Origin of the sequence: Streptomyces sp. NBC_00704 (genome assembly GCF_036226605.1) — a bacterium.
Classification (GTDB): Bacteria; Actinomycetota; Actinomycetes; order Streptomycetales; family Streptomycetaceae; genus Streptomyces.
On record NZ_CP109000.1, the window covers coordinates 2,310,908 to 2,325,465 of the forward strand.

The following is a 14,558-nucleotide window of genomic DNA, read 5'->3' on the forward strand; positions in this document are numbered from 1 at the left end:
CGCTCCACCCGTTGCCGCTTGCGTTCCCTTCCGGCCGTTTCCGCTTGCGTTCCCGTTCCGGCCGTTTCCGCTTGTTCCTGCTGTCTGTTCAGGGAGTCACCGTGACCTGTTACGACCGACGTGATCTGGGCCTGCTGCTGCTCCGGCTGGGCACCGGCGGAGTGCTGGCGGCGCACGGCGCGCAGAAGCTGTTCGGCTGGTTCGGCGGCCACGGCCTCGAGGGAACGGGGCAGTTCATGGAGTCCGTCGGCTACGCGCCCGGCAAGGCCAGCGCGACGGCGGCGGGCCTCGCGGAGGCCGGCGGCGGCACCCTGCTCGCGCTGGGGCTGGCCACCCCGGCGGCCGGCGCGGCGGCCGCCGGCGCGATGGCGGGCGCGGCCGCCGTGCACACCCCCAACGGCTTCTTCGCGGCGAGCGGCGGCTACGAACACGCGGCCTCCCTGGGCCTGGCCGCCGCGGGCCTCGCCGTCGCCGGCCCCGGCCGGCTGTCCCTGGACCACGCCCTCGGCCACACCGTCGACCGCGGCTGGATGGTCCCGGCGGCGCTCGGCGCGACGGCGGCCGTCACCGCGGTGGTGGTGGGCCTGCGCAACCAGCGGCTGCGCAGGCAGGCCGAGGGCGAGCAGGAGTCGCTGTTCGACGAGTGACCCGCGAGGCACGCCCTGGCAGGCTGCCGTCATGGACACCCCTTACCCCGACGGCCGGTGGGCCGGCGCCGACGTGTGGACCACCGTCGACGCACTGCGGACCTGGCTGGACGACAACCGGGCGCACGACGGCCGCGAGGGCCTGCTGCTGCGCGTGCTGAAACTGTCCGAGGAGGTCGGCGAGGTCGCCCAGGCCGTCATCGGCGCGACCGGCCAGAACCCCCGCAAGGGCGTCGACCACACGTGGGAGGACGTCCAGGCCGAGTTGTGCGACGTGGTCGTCACGGCGCTGGTCGCGCTGCGCACCCTCACGCCCGACGCCCCCGCGGTGTTCGCGCGACACCTGGCGCGGGTGGCGGACCGGTCCCTGGGCGACGGGGACGTGGGCGACCGCCCCACCTGACGAACCGTCCGCCCCGGCCTGCGAACCGCCGTCCGCCGGGCCTACGAACCGTCAGCCGCGGCCTACGAACCGTCAGCCGTCCCCTGCGGACCGCCCTCCGTGCCCCGGCGGTGCCCCCGGCGGCGGTCGTTTCGAACGTTTCCCCGGTTCGTGCAACCGCCCGTACGCCGTCCGCGTGCCTCTGTACGATCACCGCACGTGAAGCGGGGGCCGCTGAGGCGGAGGGGGCGGGCATAGTGAACGAGGCGCGCAGACACAGGACCACCTGGCCGGTACGGGCGGCCGCCGCGGCGGCCGGGGCGGCGCTGCTCGTGGGCGGCTGCGGCGCGGGGGGCGGCGAGGCAGCGGGGCCGAGCCCCTCGGCGTCCGGCCGGTCCCCGGCGCCGTCCGCGTCCGGCTCACCCGCCGCCGCCGGGCCGGGCGGGGGCGCCGCGACGCCGACGCCCACACCGACGCCGTTCAGGGCGGACCCCGCCAGGGTGCCCCGGACCAGGCCGCGGGCCGACGCCCTGGCGCAGGCGGTCGTGCTGCGGCCGGAGGGCTGGGGGCCGGGCTTCCGGGCCCAGCGGCCGGCCGCGAGCGCCCCCGGCACCGTCGCGGTGCTCGACGCGCGGTGCAGCTGGCAGCGCCGGCCCCTGCCGGGCAGCGTGCTGGCCTCGTCGTCCCGCTACGGCGAACTGCCCGGCACGGACGGCAGGGGGACGTTGAAGGTGACCGCGTCGGTCACCGTGCACGCCACGGTCGGGGCCGCCGACGAGCAGCTGGCCACCACCCTGGAGGACGCGCTGCGCTGCCGGGAGCAGCAGGTCCGCACCGACGAGCGGATCTCGCAGCTCGCGTCGGTCGCCACCCCGTACGGCCAGAACGGCAACACCTACGCCGACGACTCGGTGCTGGAGATCGGCTCCTACCTCACGGGGAACGTCCCGCAGCCGTACCGCTGGAATGTCGCCCGGCTCGGCCCGGTCACCGTGGCGGTGGCCGTGATGGGCGCGACCGGTTACCGGGAGGATGAGTTGACGAGGTACGCGTCGTACGCCCTGACGACCATGCTCGGCCGGATCGAGTCCGAGCTCGGGGGGAAGAACTGATGGAGCCGTTGCGTCCTTCCGATCCCTCGCGGATCGCCGGCCACCGTCTGCTGGGGCGGCTGGGCTCCGGAGGCATGGGTGTGGTGTACCTGGCGCGCACGCCGGGCGGCGCGCTGGTGGCGCTGAAGGTCCTGCTCGCCGAGTACGCCGAGGAGCCCGGTTTCAAGGAGCGGTTCCGCCGCGAGGTCGAGGTCGCCCGGCGGGTCGTCAGTCCGTGGGCGGTGCCGCTGGTGGACGCCGACCCGGACGCCGGGGCGCCGTGGCTGGCGACCGCGTTCGTGCCCGGCCCGTCCCTGGCCGAGGCGGTTGCCGCGCACGGCCCGCTGGCGGAGCACGGCGTGCGGCTGCTCGGGGCCCGGCTGGCCGAGGCGCTGGGCGAGGTGCACCGGGCGGGACTGGTCCACCGGGACCTCAAGCCGGGCAACGTGCTGATCGCGCACGACGGGCCCCGCCTCATCGACTTCGGCATCGCCCGCGCGCCGGAGGACACCGCGCTCACCGCGACCGGGCTGGTCGTCGGCACCCCCGGCTATCTGTCGCCCGAGCAGGCCACGGGACCCGGCGGCGACGGCATCGGCCCGGCGAGCGACGTGTTCTCCCTCGGCTGCGTCCTGGCGTTCGCGGCGACCGGACGGCCGCCGTTCGGCACGGGCCCGGTCGACGCCCTGCTGTACCGGGCCGTGCACGACCCGGCGGACCTCGACGGGATCCCGCCGCGGTTGCGCGAGGCGGTGGAGGACTGCCTGGCGAAGGACCCCGCCCGGCGCCCCGAAACCGCCCTGCTGGCACGCCGGTTGGCGGCCCTCCGCGACCCGCGCACCACCGCCCCGGCCGACAGCGGCCCGCAGGACGCGGCGGCGGCCGCGAACGACGACGCGCGCGACACCACGACCGGTGACGCCGGCCCGCGCGACACGGGGGCCGGTGACGCCGGCCCGCGCGACACGGGGGCCGGTGACGGCGGCCCGCGCGACACGGCGGCCGGTGACGGCGGCCCGCGCGACACGGCGGCCGGTGACGGCGGCCCGCGCGACACGGCGGCCGGTGACGGCGGCCCGCGCGATACGAGGGCTGCCGACAACGACTCACGGGACGCGGTGGCCGGTGACGGCCGACATGGCGGTGCGGGGACTGCCGACAACGGCCCGCGGGACGCGGTGGCCGGTGACAACGGCCCGCGGGACGCGGAGGTCGACGGGTGGCTGCCGGAGCCGGTCGCGCGGCTGATCGCCGAGCGGTCGGCCGCCGCGCTCGCGCTGCCGGACATCGAGCACACCCAAGCCCCGTCCGACGCGGCTCCCGCGTCCGTCCCCGGACCCGCCCCGTCGCCGGACACGGCCGGGAGGTCCGGCACCGGCCGGGCGGAGACCGGTGCGGGTGACACGGCCGGCGCGGGACGGGCGGAGGCCGACACGCAAGGGACGGCGGCCGGCCCGGCGGCGGAGGCGGAGGGCGGGGCGGAGGGCGTGCGTGCGGCCGGCCGGCGCCGGTTCCTGCTGCTGGCCGGCGGGGCCGTCGCGCTGACGGCGGCCGGGGGCGGGGCCTGGTGGGCCGCCGCCCGGGACGACGACGGCACGGGAGGCGGCAGCCCGGCCGCCGCCGCGTCGGCGCGACGCCCCGTGCACACCGTCGCGCTGCACGGCGACCTCAGCGGCCCGCAGCGGGACACGGGCAGGGCGCAGGAGCGCGGACTGCGGCTGGCCGTCGCCGAGTTCAACGCGCGCGCCGACGCCCCGTTCACCGTCAGGGTCAGGACCGTCGACGACGGCGGCAACCCGGCGGCCTCGGCCCGGCTCGCGGCGGAACTGGCGGGCGACCCGGCGGTCCTCGCCGTGGTCGGCCCGACGACCGACGCGACAGCGCAGGCGGCGCTCGGGAAGTACGACGCCGGGCTGCTGCCGGTGGTCGCCGTCTCCCCCGGTGCGATCAGCCTCGTCCTCCAGGGGTTCCGCTCGTTCCTGCTCGGCCGGCTGCCCGACTCGGTGCTCGGCGTGTACCTCAGCAACTACCTTCGCGGGAGCGGCCGTTCACGCAAGGTCGGCCTGGTCGTCGATCGTCCCGCGGGCACGTACGGGACGGATCTCGGCACCGCCCTCGCCACCCAGCTCAGCAACGCGGGGCAGCCGCCGGTGCCGGAGGTGGTCAGCGCGATGCGCCGCGACTTCGGCACGGCGGTGGACGCGGTGCTCTCCGCCGGCGTCGACTCCGTGTTCTTCGCCGGTCTGCCGGACCGGGGGGCGCTGATCGCCTCGACGCTGCGCGAGCGCGGCTTTCGCGGTGCGCGGGTGTCCGGCCCGGCGCTGCTCGACGGCCGTTTCCTGACGCGGGCCCAGGAGGCCGCCGAGGGCTGGGCGATGGTGGCGCCCGTCATCGACGCGACCGGCAAGCCCGAGGCGAGGAAGTTCGCCGCCGCCTACCGCGAGCGGTGGAAGGAGGCGCCGCCCCGGTACGCGGCGGAGGCCTACGACGTGACGGGCATGCTGCTGACGGCGCTGTCCCGGTTGCCGGCGGCGGGCAGGACCAGGAAGAACCTGCTGGCGGCGGTGCAGACCGGGAAGTACGAGGGCATCACGAAGACGTTCGCGTTCGAGCAGACCGGCAAGATGGTCAGGACCGGTCTCATGGTCATCGACGGCACCGGCGGCTTCCTCTGGCGCGTCGAGCAGGGCGACTTCGTGTACGGCGGCCCGGCGCCGCTCACGGTCTGATGGAACCGCTGCGCTCCGCCGACCCGTCCCGGCTGGGCCGCTACCGGCTGCTCCGGCGGCTGGGCGCCGGCGGGATGGGCGTCGTCTTCCTGGCCCGCGCGCCGGGCGGGGGCGTCGCCGCGGTCAAGACGGTCCGGGCGTCCTACGCCGACGAACGGGGCTTCCGGGCCCGGTTCCGCCGTGAGGTGGAGGCCGCCCGGCGGGTGGACAGCCCGTGGGTGGTCCCGCTGCTGGACGCGGACGCCGACGCGGAGACGCCGTGGCTGGCGACCGCATACGTCCCGGGTCCGTCCCTCGCCGAGACGGTGGACGTCTTCGGCCCGTTCGCCCCGGCCTCGGTGCGGGTGCTGGGCCGGCGGCTGGCCGAGGCGCTCGACGCGGTGCACGCGGCCGGTCTCGTCCACCGCGACGTGAAGCCGGGCAACATCCTGCTGGCGCCGGACGGCCCCCGGCTCATCGACTTCGGCATCGCCCGGGCCCCGGAGGCCACCGCGCTCACCTCCAGCGGCGTGATCGTCGGCTCGCCCGGCTTCCTCTCACCGGAGCAGGCGCGGGCGCGGTCCGGGGAGATCGGCCCGCCCAGCGACGTGTTCTCGCTGGCGTGCGTGCTGGCGTTCGCCGCGACCGGGGTGCGCCCGTTCGGCGCGGGCGGGGCGGCCGGCGTGCTGCTGCGCACGGTCTACGAGGAGCCGGACCCCGCCGCGATCCCGGACGACCTGGCCATGCTGCTCAGAGCCTGTCTGCACAAGGACCCGGCCCGCCGCCCCGACCTCGCCCGGCTGCGAGCGGAACTCGGAGCCGGCGCCGGCTCCGGCCCGGACGCCGAGGTGAGCTGGCTGCCCGAGCCGGTCGTCCGCCTGATCGGCGAACGCTCCGCCGCCGTGCTGGCCATCGGCGCGATCGAGCCCACCCAGCTCTCGACCCCGGCGAGCACGGGATCCTCGGACGCCGCGACGATGACAGCCGTCGGGGTCACTGCGCCCGTCGCACCGGGAATGCGCCGTCGCGGCTTCCTGCGCCTCGGATCGACGGCCGGGGTTCTGGCGGCCGGTGGCGGCGGGGCCTGGTGGTGGAGCACCCGTCGCGGTACGCCGACGACGCCGCCCGCGGCGGGCACGCGTCCGGAACTGGTCGTCGCGTTCCAGGGCGACCTGAGCGGCCCCGCGAGGACCGGCGGCCATGCCCAGCTGAACGGGGCCCGGCTGGCCGTCGAGCAGATCAACGCCCAGAGCGGCCGGCCCCTGCGTCTGAAGCTGGTCCCGTACGACGACGGCGGCGACCCGGCCCGGGCCGCGAGCCTGGCCGGGCGGCTGGTGAAGGACACCTCCGTCCTCGCGGTGCTGGGGCCCACCAGCGACGCCTGCTTCCTGCGCACCGAGTCCGCGTACACCCGGGCGACGATGCCGGTGGTCACCGTCTCGGTGGACCTCAAGCTCGACGGCAGGTCGTTCGGCTACGACCAGTTCCGCTCCCACGCGGCGCTGCACGTCGAGAGGACGCTCCTCGCCGCCCCCTGCACCCGCTATCTCAGCCGGCACGTCGACGCGCGCAAGGTGTTCCTGGTGGACGACCGGGCGCAGGGCGACGCCGCCTGGGAGCTGTGCGACCTGGCCCAGCGGGGGCTGCAGAACGCCGGCCGTGCGGCCACGCTGACGAGCGTGGCCGCCGGGAGGACCGACTACGCGGCGCTGGCCGCGTCGGTGCTGTCCTGGGGCGCGGACGCCGTTGTGTGCACGGGCGATCCGGCGCGGACCGCGGGTATCGCCTCCGCCCTGAAGGCGGCCCGGTTCACCGGCGCCCGTATGGCGACGGAAGCGGCCTTCGGCCCCGGCTTCCTCTCCGCCGCCGGCGCGGCGGCGACCGGCTGGGTCTTCGCCACCTCGTTCGTCGACCCCGTCGCGCGCCCGTCCGCCCGCGCCTTCGTCGCCGCCTACCGCACCCGGTTCGGCGCCGCCCCCGGCTGGTACGCGGCGGAGGCCTACGACGCGGTGATGTTCCTGGCCGAGGCCTGCACCCGCGGCGGCACGGCCCTGCGCGAGCGCGGCGCGATCGCCCGCCGACTGCCCGAGGTCGCGCACACCGGGATCACTCGTACCGTCCAGTTCCGCACGTCGCGCGGCTACAACGACGACGCGATGTTCCTGTACGAGGTCACCGGGGGCGCGTTCCGCTACCTCGGCCAGTACCTGGAGGCGGCGGTGTCGTGAGACAGATCCGTCGGCATGGTGGCGATCACAGCGAAGGCGGGCCGTCGCCCACCTGCATCGAGGGCGTCCGGCCAGAGGCAGGCTGGAAAGGTGCCTCTTGAGCCTCTTGGCCATCGGAAAGTAGGTGGCGAAGGCGAGCCCGCCGGAGACGGCGGCCCCGACGAGGGGGATGGCCTTTGAGACGGTCTTCGCGAACGACTGCTTCGTCATCTGGACGCCGAAGCAGGAGGTTCCTCGCCCCCTTCTCGGGCGGGCGAGACACTCACCGGAATCCGTACTAGAATCTGTACAGAATCAAGCCTCTATACGAGTACGGTGACAGCATGGAGATCCCTGAGGTCGTGACGGTCAGCGACGCGCGCGCGAGACTGTCACGGATTCTGACCGACCTGTCGGAGTCCGGCGCTGATGCCACCCCGATCCTGATCGGCGCCCACCGCAAGCCCCAGGGCGTCCTCCTGTCCGTCGAGGCCTTCGAAGCCCTGAGCGGCCGAGCGGCACGACGTGCAGCCGTCGCCTCGGCCACCGGCTCCATCGAGGCCGAGGGGCTCCGGGCCTCCAATGCCTCAGACCGCGACAGCGAGGCGTACGTGAAGGGCGACATCGACGCGGACACCCTTGTCGCGCGCGCGGTGGCCCGCCACCGACAGACTTCGGAGCGGCGGGCAGGGTGAACGATCCGTACGCCATGCCCAACGGCGTGCTGCGCAACAACCTCGGCATCACCGACCATCAACTGCTCGCGGCAGCAGAGGCGGACATCACCCGGGCGCGCCTCGTCATGCTCGCCGAGCGCCCCTCTACCCGGCGCGTACGACCTCGGCCATCTCCAAGCGTTCCATGCCGCGATCTTCGGTGACATCTATCCGTGGGCAGGTGAGTTACTCACCGTGAACATCGCCAAGCGCACACCGTTCTGCCCTGCAAGAAACCTGGTGCCCTACGCCGGAGAGGTCTTCGGCCGCTCGCCTCGTCCGGTTACCTAAGGGATCTCCCCCGGCAGGAATTCGTCATTCGACTTGCCGCGCTGTACGGCGACTTGAACGTCCTCCACCCGTTCCGCGAGGGCAACGGCCGCACCCAGCGGGCGTTCCTGACCCAGCTCAGCGCGGACGCGGGCTACGACCTGAACTGGTCGGGAACAGACCCCCAGCGCAACGAGGACGCCTCGGTGAAGAGCTTCCTGGGTGACAACAGCCTATTGGCGCAGCAACTCGACGAGCTCATCATCACCACAGAGTGACGCAGCCTTCTCCTGCCCGGCAGGCGCCTGCGCGTGCCAGGCCCTCCGATGGAGTGCGCGCTCCCTGACCACGCCGGTCCCGGTCCGCAGTCGCTGGACAATCATCGGGCCGAACTCAGCTGAACCTGACTCGGCACCACATGGCCACGGCAGAATCGAGATCTTACCGCGACAACGCCCGGCCTTCCGGCCGGCCAGCGCAACGGCGAAACTCCTGGCACCTGGCACCCCTCGGCGAGGCTCAATGATCCCTTCGTCCCACTTCCGGCACGCTGCGGATCGCCTACAGGAGCTGCAGCGCCGGGGGCTCGTGCGCGAAGGCCAGGCACTTCGCGTTGCTGGCTGGATAGACGTCCACGCCCCCAGGGCATCTCACTGGACTTGCAGGCAGACGAGTCGGGCTGTACGCCGGGTTCTGTGCCGAGGTCTCTCGCGAGGGCCTCGGTGACGGCCATCCATCTAGGGCCGGCGTTGCCGCCGGCCTCGTGCGGTCTACCCGCGGACTCGGGCGGGCAGCCCTCGAACGTCCGCGCAGAGCACGTTTCACGGTGCTCCTTTTGACCTTGCTCCGGGTGGGGTTTACCTAGCTGCCCAGGTCGCCCTGGGCACTGGTGGTCTCTTACACCACCGTTTCACCCTTACCGGGGGCCGGAGCCCTCGGCGGTCTGTTTTCTGTGGCACTGTCCCGCGGGTCACCCCGGGTGGCCGTTAGCCATCACCCTGCCCTGTGGAGCCCGGACGTTCCTCGGGAAGTCCCGTGAGGGACTCCACGCGGCCGCCCGCCCGGCTCGTCTGCCGTGCCGACCATGCTACCGGGCGCACGTCGCGCTTCGGTCCGGCCGCCGTCGCGAGGACCGAGGCCGCGAGGCCGCGTCGGCGCAGGGCGAAGGGGAGCGGGACGAAGGGGAGCGGGAGGACCGCGCCGACGGCGCACCGGCGCAACCCGTCCGGGGCCGGTTCCATGCCGGATCGGGCGCCGGCAGGATGCCGGTCAAGGTGCCGGTCAGGTGGACGTCCGCACCCGGACCGCCCGCGAGCGCTCCGGTCTCACGGCGCTCCTCGTGCGGCCGGACGGATGCGTCGCCTGGGCCGCGGACCCCGGGCATGTCCCGCAGGACACCCTGGAGGCGGCCCTGGAGCGGTGGTTCGGCCCGCCCGCCGCCTGACCGGCCCTCTCGTCGACGCGGGGGCGGGGGCCTTCGGCGGCACGCCGTACGCTGTGCTGCTGAGCTCGATGTGAGGAGATGTCCCGTGCTGGTCCTGCTGCCGCCCTCCGAAGGCAAGGCGTCCTCCGGACGCGGCGCCCCGCTCAAGCCGGAGGGGCTCTCGCTGCCCGGGCTGGGCCCCGCCCGCGAGGCGGTCCTCGAGGAGCTGGTCGAGCTGTGCGCCGCCGACGAGGACAAGGCGTGCGAAGTGCTGGGGCTGAGCGAGGGGCTGCGCGGCGAGGTCGCGAAGAACACCCGGCTGCGCACCGCCGGCGCCCGTCCCGCCGGGGAGATCTACACGGGCGTCCTGTACGACGCCCTCGGCCTGGCCTCCCTGGACGCCGCGGCGAAGCGGCGCGCGGCCAGGTCGCTGCTCGTGTTCTCGGGGCTGTGGGGCGCGGTCCGGGTGACGGACCGGATCCCCTCGTACCGGTGCTCCATGGGCGTGCGGCTGCCCGGCCTGGGGGCGCTGGGCGCGCACTGGCGCGGGCCGATGGCGTCCGTGCTGCCCGAGGCCGCCGGGAACGGGCTGGTGCTTGATCTGCGGTCGGCGGCGTACGCGGCGGCGTGGAAGCCGAAGGGCGAGATCGCGGAGCGGACGGCCGGTGTGCGGGTCCTGCACGCGCCGACCCGCAAGGTCGTCAGCCACTTCAACAAGGCGACCAAGGGGCGGATCGTCCGCGCCCTGCTGACGGCGGGGATCGCGCCCAAGGGCCCGGCCGAGCTGGTGGAGGCCTTGCGGGATCTCGGCTACACGGTCGAGGAGCACGCTCCGGCGCGTCCGGGGACCGCGTGGTCGCTGGACGTCCTGGTGGACGACGTCCACTGACCGACCGGCCCCGGGCACGCCCACACCCCTCCACACCCAACCGCACCCGCGCGCCCGCCCACGCCCACACCCCCGCCCGAACACCGCCACACCACACCACAGCGCAGCGTTGCGTTGCAGCATGTGCAATGGGCTTTGCGGAGGGTGCTCGCCGACGGCAGGATGAGGCGCATGACCTCAGCCGTGCCCCTGCCGCCGCCTGCCTCGGTGCTGGACCTCGCCCCGGCCGCGGTGGTGCCCGTGGTGGTCGTCGAGGACGCCGCCGACGCCGTGCCGCTGGCGCGGGCGCTGGTGGCGGGCGGTCTGCCCGCGATCGAGGTGACGCTGCGGACGCCGGCCGCGCTCGACGCGATCCGGGAGATGTCCGGGTCGGTCCCTGGCGCGGTGGTGGGGGCGGGGACGGTGATCTCGCCGGAGCAGGTGACGGCGTGCGCGCGGGCCGGGGCGCGCTTCCTGGTGAGCCCCGGCTGGACGGACGTCCTGCTGACGGCGATGCGCGCGTGCGGGCTGCCGTTCCTGCCCGGGGTGTCGACCACGTCGGAGGTCGTCGCCCTGCTGGAACGCGGCGTGCGGGACATGAAGTTCTTCCCGGCGCAGGCGGCGGGCGGGACCGGCTATCTGCGCTCGCTCGCCGGGCCGCTCCCGCAGGCCCGCTTCTGCCCCACGGGCGGCATCGGCCCCGACAACGCGCCCGAGTACCTCGCCCTGCCCAACGTCCGCCGGGTGGGCGGGAGTTGGATGGTCCCGGCGGAGGCGGTCGCGGCACGGGACTGGTCCCGGATCGAGGGCCTGGCGCGTGCCGCCTCCCGGCTCAGCGCAGGTGGGACGTGTCGTTGAACAGGCGGACGCTGGCGTTGCCGTCCGCGAAGTAGGCCACCGCCGACAGCGACGCGGCCGACAGCTCCATGCGGAACAGGGACGCGGGCGGGGCGCCAAGGGCGAGGCGGACGAACGTCTTGATCGGGGTCACGTGGGTGACCAGCAGGACCGTGCGGCCCGCGTAGGCCGCGGCCAGTCTGTCGCGGGCGGCCGCGATGCGCACGGCGGTCGCCGCGAAGCTCTCGCCGCCGCCGGTCGGCTCGGCCTCCGGGTCGGCCAGCCAGGCGTTCAGGTCGTCGGGGTAGCGCTCGCGGACCTCGCCGAAGGTCAGTCCCTCCCAGGCGCCGAAGTCCGTCTCGACCAGCCCGTCGTCGACGGTGACGTCCAGCCCCAGACGGGCCGCGACCACGGCGGCGGTCTCCCGCGTGCGGGCCAGCGGGGAGGCGAGGACGTGCTGCACGGTGCCCCGGCGGGCGAGTGCGGCGGCGACCCGCTCGGCCTGCTCCCGGCCGACGTCCGAGAGCGAGGGATCCGTGCCGCCGCTGCCGGAGAACCGCTTCTGCGGGGTGAGCGGCGTCTCGCCGTGCCGCAGGAGGACGAAGGTCGCGGGCGCCCCGAGGTCGGGTGCCGCGCCCCAGCCGACGGTGGGCGCCTCGGCGGCGGAGACGCCGGGCGCCTCGCCGGACGTGGCGGCGGCGGAGACGCCGGACGTGGTGGCGGCGGAGACACCGGGCGTGGTGGTGGACGCGGCGACGGTACCGGCGGCGCGGACGTCGGATGCGGCGGCAGCGTCGGCGGAGGAAGCGTCGGAGGCGGCGTCGGCGGAGGAAGCGTCGGAGGCGGCGTCGGCGGAGGGGGCGGGCCGGGGCGCGGCGGCGGGGGCGCGGCGGGTCCGGGTCAGCGCCTCGCGGGCCCTGGCCGCGCCCGCGGCGGCGTCGCCGGGCGGCCCTGACGGCTCGAGAGCGGGCGGGGCCGCGGCGGTCCGGGCGCCGAGCGCGGCCCTCGACGCGCCGGCGTCCCACTGCTCGCCCCGCTTGCCCGCGTCCATGGCCTCGTTGGCCAGCCGGTCGGCGTGCTTGTTCTGTTCGCGCGGGATCCACTCGTAGGAGACCTGCGCGGCCGGCAGCACGCGGGCCGCCTCCGCGGCGAGCGGTTTCATGTCGGGGTGCTTGATCTTCCAGCGGCCCGACATCTGCTCGACGACCAGCTTGGAGTCCATGCGCACGCGCACCCGCGCCGACGGGTCGAGTTCACGGGCGGCCCGCAGCCCGGCCAGCAGGCCCCGGTACTCGGCGACGTTGTTGGTGGCGACGCCGATGTACTCGGCGCGCTCGGCCAGGGTCTCCCCCGTCGCCGCGTCGATCACCACGCTGCCGTAGCCCGCGGGCCCCGGGTTGCCCCGTGACCCGCCGTCCGCCTCGACGATGAACTCCCGCACGGAACAAGCCTCTCAGCGGCGCGGCTACAGACCGGACTCGGACGTGCGCACCAGGATGCGGCGGCAGTTCTCGCAGCGGACGACCGTGGTGGGCGGGGCCGAGCGGATGTCGTTGATGTCGGTGATCGCCAGCTCCTGGCGGCAGCCCTGGCAGGTGCGCTGGTAGAGCTTGGCCGCGCCGATGCCGCCCTGCTGCTCGCGCAGCTTGTCGTAGAGCTTGAGCAGGTCGGCGGGGACGGTCGCGGCGATGACCTCGCGGTCCTTCGTCACGGTGGCCGCCTCGCCGTCGAGCTGCTCGACGGCCGCGTCCCGGCGCGCGGTGGCGTCGTCGATCTTCCCCTGGACGGAGCCGACCCGCTCGGTCAGCTCGGCGACCCGCTCCTGGGCGCTCTCGCGGCGCTCCATGACCTCCAGGACGACGTCCTCGAGGTCCCCCTGGCGCTTGGCGAGGGAGACGATCTCCCTCTGGAGGTTCTCCAGGTCCTTGGGGGAGGTGACGGCGCCGGAGTCCAGCCGCTGCTGGTCGCGGGCGGCACGCTGGCGCACCTGGTCGACGTCCTGCTCGGCCTTGGTCTGCTCGCGGGCGGTGTCGCCCTCCTCGGTCTGCGCGGCGACGAGGAGGTCGCGCAGCTGCGTGAGGTCCTTGGTCAGCGACTCGATCTCGGCGTGCTCGGGCAGGGACCTGCGCTTGTGCGCGAGCTGCTGCAGACGGACGTCGAGGGCCTGGACGTCGAGGAGTCGGATCTGGTCGGCGGGCTCGGCGTTCAGTTGGGGGCTCCCGTTGAGCTAGAGGTGGGGTCGGACGCCGCGTGGGCGGTCCAGGGGTCGGTGACCGTGCGGGAGACGTGGACCCGGAGGTCCCATCCGCGCCGGTCGGAGATCTCGTCGAGCTGGGACGCGGCCAGCTCGCACCAGGGCCACTCGGTGGCCCAGTGCGCCGCGTCGAGCAGCGCGAGAGGACGGTGGGCGCCGGCCGCGACGAACTCGGACACCGGGTGGTGGCGCAGGTCCGCGGTGAGGAAGGCGTCGACGCCGGCCGCGCGGACCTGCCCGAAGAGGCTGTCGCCGGAGCCGCCGCTGACGGCCACGGTCCGCACGAGCGCCTCCGGGTCGCCTGCCACGCGGATGCCCTGCGCGGTGGCGGGCAGCCGCTCGGCGGCGCGGGCGGCGAGTTCGCGGACGGTGACCGGGTGGTCGAGTTCGCAGACGCGCCCGAGACCGCGACGGCCGTCGCCGTCGGTCGGGTCCGGCACGAGGGGGCCCACGACCCGCAGGTCGAGGGCGCCCGCGAGGGCGTCGCTGACTCCGGGGTCGGCGCTGTCGGCGTTGGTGTGGGCGACGTGCAGGGCGACGTCGTTCTTGATGAGGGTGTGCACGACGCGGCCCTTGAACGTGGACGCCGCGACGGTCGTCGTCCCGCGCAGATACAGCGGGTGGTGGGTGACGAGCAGATCGGCGCCGAGTCTCACGGCCTCCTCGGCGATCTCCTGGACGGGGTCGACCGCGAACAGCACCCGGGAGACCTCCTGCCCGGGATCGCCCACGACCGTGCCGACCGCGTCCCAGGACTCGGCCCGCTCGGCGGGCCACAGGGTCTCGAGCGCGGCGATGACTTCAGACAGACGGGGCACGGGCAAAAGGCTACCTGCCCCCTCTGCGCACCCGTACCGCCCGTACCGCCCTCCTCGGGAGAACCGGCCCGCCGGACCCCGGCGGGGTCCACCGCACCGTGCCGGAGCACGAGACCCCGACGCGGGACCGAGAGGGTCGGAGGCGGGAGGCGCGCCTCCGGCCGAGGGGCCTGCGTGACGACCGCCGCGACCGCCGCGGACGGCTCGTGGGCCCGGCGGAGGGGGCCCGGCGATGCATACCCGCCGCTCCGACCTCAGGCGAATCGCTTCTGCGCCACTCCTTCGAGGGAAGAAGGCTGCTCACAGGTCCCACGCCCGCACGTGCGAAAACTAGCTT

14 protein-coding genes and 1 other RNA gene are annotated in these 14,558 nt (G+C 75.0%); 11 read left to right on the forward strand and 4 right to left on the reverse strand.

What is annotated here, in order from left to right; genetic code table 11:
* Nucleotides 1-101: 101 nt before the first annotated feature.
* The 8 genes from OG802_RS10210 to OG802_RS10245 all read left to right on the forward strand — a co-directional run bounded on the left by OG802_RS10210 (nucleotide 102) and on the right by OG802_RS10245 (nucleotide 8,299).
* A complete protein-coding gene (locus OG802_RS10210; RefSeq protein WP_329409288.1) occupies nucleotides 102-647 on the forward strand; it encodes a DoxX family membrane protein in 546 nt (181 codons plus the stop codon).
* A gap of 31 nt (nucleotides 648-678) precedes the next feature.
* A complete protein-coding gene (locus tag OG802_RS10215; RefSeq protein ID WP_329409289.1) occupies nucleotides 679-1,050 on the forward strand; it encodes a MazG-like family protein in 372 nt (123 codons plus the stop codon).
* Nucleotides 1,051-1,529: 479 nt separating this feature from the next.
* The gene (locus OG802_RS10220) at nucleotides 1,530-2,141 is read left to right on the forward strand and encodes a hypothetical protein (protein ID WP_329409291.1); all 612 of its coding nucleotides are present in this window, start codon (nucleotides 1,530-1,532) and stop codon (nucleotides 2,139-2,141) included.
* Entirely contained in the window at nucleotides 2,141-4,849 is a 2,709-nt protein-coding gene (locus tag OG802_RS10225) for a protein kinase domain-containing protein (protein WP_329409292.1), read from the forward strand. The genes OG802_RS10220 and OG802_RS10225 overlap by 1 nt, the downstream gene beginning before the upstream one ends.
* Nucleotides 4,849-7,056 carry a bifunctional serine/threonine-protein kinase/ABC transporter substrate-binding protein gene (locus tag OG802_RS10230; RefSeq protein ID WP_329409294.1) on the forward strand — a complete coding sequence of 736 codons (2,208 nt, stop codon included), beginning with the start codon at nucleotides 4,849-4,851 and terminating at the stop codon, nucleotides 7,054-7,056. The genes OG802_RS10225 and OG802_RS10230 overlap by 1 nt, the downstream gene beginning before the upstream one ends.
* Before the next feature lie 323 nt (nucleotides 7,057-7,379).
* Nucleotides 7,380-7,730 carry a type II toxin-antitoxin system Phd/YefM family antitoxin gene (locus OG802_RS10235; protein WP_329409296.1) on the forward strand — a complete coding sequence of 117 codons (351 nt, stop codon included), beginning with the start codon at nucleotides 7,380-7,382 and terminating at the stop codon, nucleotides 7,728-7,730.
* Nucleotides 7,727-7,915 (forward strand): hypothetical protein, encoded by a 189-nt coding sequence (locus OG802_RS10240; protein ID WP_329409298.1) that lies wholly within the window; start codon nucleotides 7,727-7,729, stop codon nucleotides 7,913-7,915. The genes OG802_RS10235 and OG802_RS10240 overlap by 4 nt, the downstream gene beginning before the upstream one ends.
* Nucleotides 7,916-7,972: 57 nt before the next feature.
* The gene (locus tag OG802_RS10245) at nucleotides 7,973-8,299 is read left to right on the forward strand and encodes a Fic family protein (protein WP_329417013.1); all 327 of its coding nucleotides are present in this window, start codon (nucleotides 7,973-7,975) and stop codon (nucleotides 8,297-8,299) included.
* A gap of 388 nt (nucleotides 8,300-8,687) precedes the next feature.
* Here OG802_RS10245 and rnpB read toward each other — a convergent pair.
* An RNA gene (rnpB, locus tag OG802_RS10250) (RNase P RNA component class A) lies at nucleotides 8,688-9,090 on the reverse strand.
* 15 nt (nucleotides 9,091-9,105) lie between these two features.
* Between rnpB and OG802_RS10255 the strand changes: the two genes are divergently transcribed.
* From OG802_RS10255 to eda, 3 genes are all read left to right on the forward strand, one after another.
* Nucleotides 9,106-9,465 (forward strand): aromatic-ring hydroxylase C-terminal domain-containing protein, encoded by a 360-nt coding sequence (locus OG802_RS10255; RefSeq protein ID WP_329409299.1) that lies wholly within the window; start codon nucleotides 9,106-9,108, stop codon nucleotides 9,463-9,465.
* An 85-nt stretch (nucleotides 9,466-9,550) separates the two neighbouring features.
* Nucleotides 9,551-10,333 carry a peroxide stress protein YaaA gene (gene yaaA, locus OG802_RS10260; RefSeq protein WP_329409301.1) on the forward strand — a complete coding sequence of 261 codons (783 nt, stop codon included), beginning with the start codon at nucleotides 9,551-9,553 and terminating at the stop codon, nucleotides 10,331-10,333.
* A gap of 171 nt (nucleotides 10,334-10,504) precedes the next feature.
* A complete protein-coding gene (eda, locus tag OG802_RS10265) occupies nucleotides 10,505-11,170 on the forward strand; it encodes a bifunctional 4-hydroxy-2-oxoglutarate aldolase/2-dehydro-3-deoxy-phosphogluconate aldolase (RefSeq protein ID WP_329409303.1) in 666 nt (221 codons plus the stop codon).
* On the opposite strand, the gene OG802_RS10270 is transcribed toward eda, so the two are convergent.
* Genes OG802_RS10270 through OG802_RS10280 form a run of 3 tightly spaced genes read right to left on the reverse strand, consistent with a single transcriptional unit; the run spans nucleotide 11,145 to nucleotide 14,221 of the window.
* The gene (locus OG802_RS10270; RefSeq protein ID WP_329409304.1) at nucleotides 11,145-12,590 is read right to left on the reverse strand and encodes a bifunctional RNase H/acid phosphatase; all 1,446 of its coding nucleotides are present in this window, start codon (nucleotides 12,588-12,590) and stop codon (nucleotides 11,145-11,147) included. The genes eda and OG802_RS10270 overlap by 26 nt on opposite strands.
* Nucleotides 12,591-12,614: 24 nt before the next feature.
* On the reverse strand, nucleotides 12,615-13,358 hold the full coding sequence (locus tag OG802_RS10275) for a zinc ribbon domain-containing protein (protein ID WP_329417014.1): 744 nt from the start codon (nucleotides 13,356-13,358) through the stop codon (nucleotides 12,615-12,617).
* Entirely contained in the window at nucleotides 13,355-14,221 is an 867-nt protein-coding gene (locus tag OG802_RS10280) for a Nif3-like dinuclear metal center hexameric protein (RefSeq protein WP_329409307.1), read from the reverse strand. Before OG802_RS10280 ends, OG802_RS10275 begins: the two co-directional genes overlap by 4 nt.
* Nucleotides 14,222-14,558 lie beyond the last annotated feature (337 nt).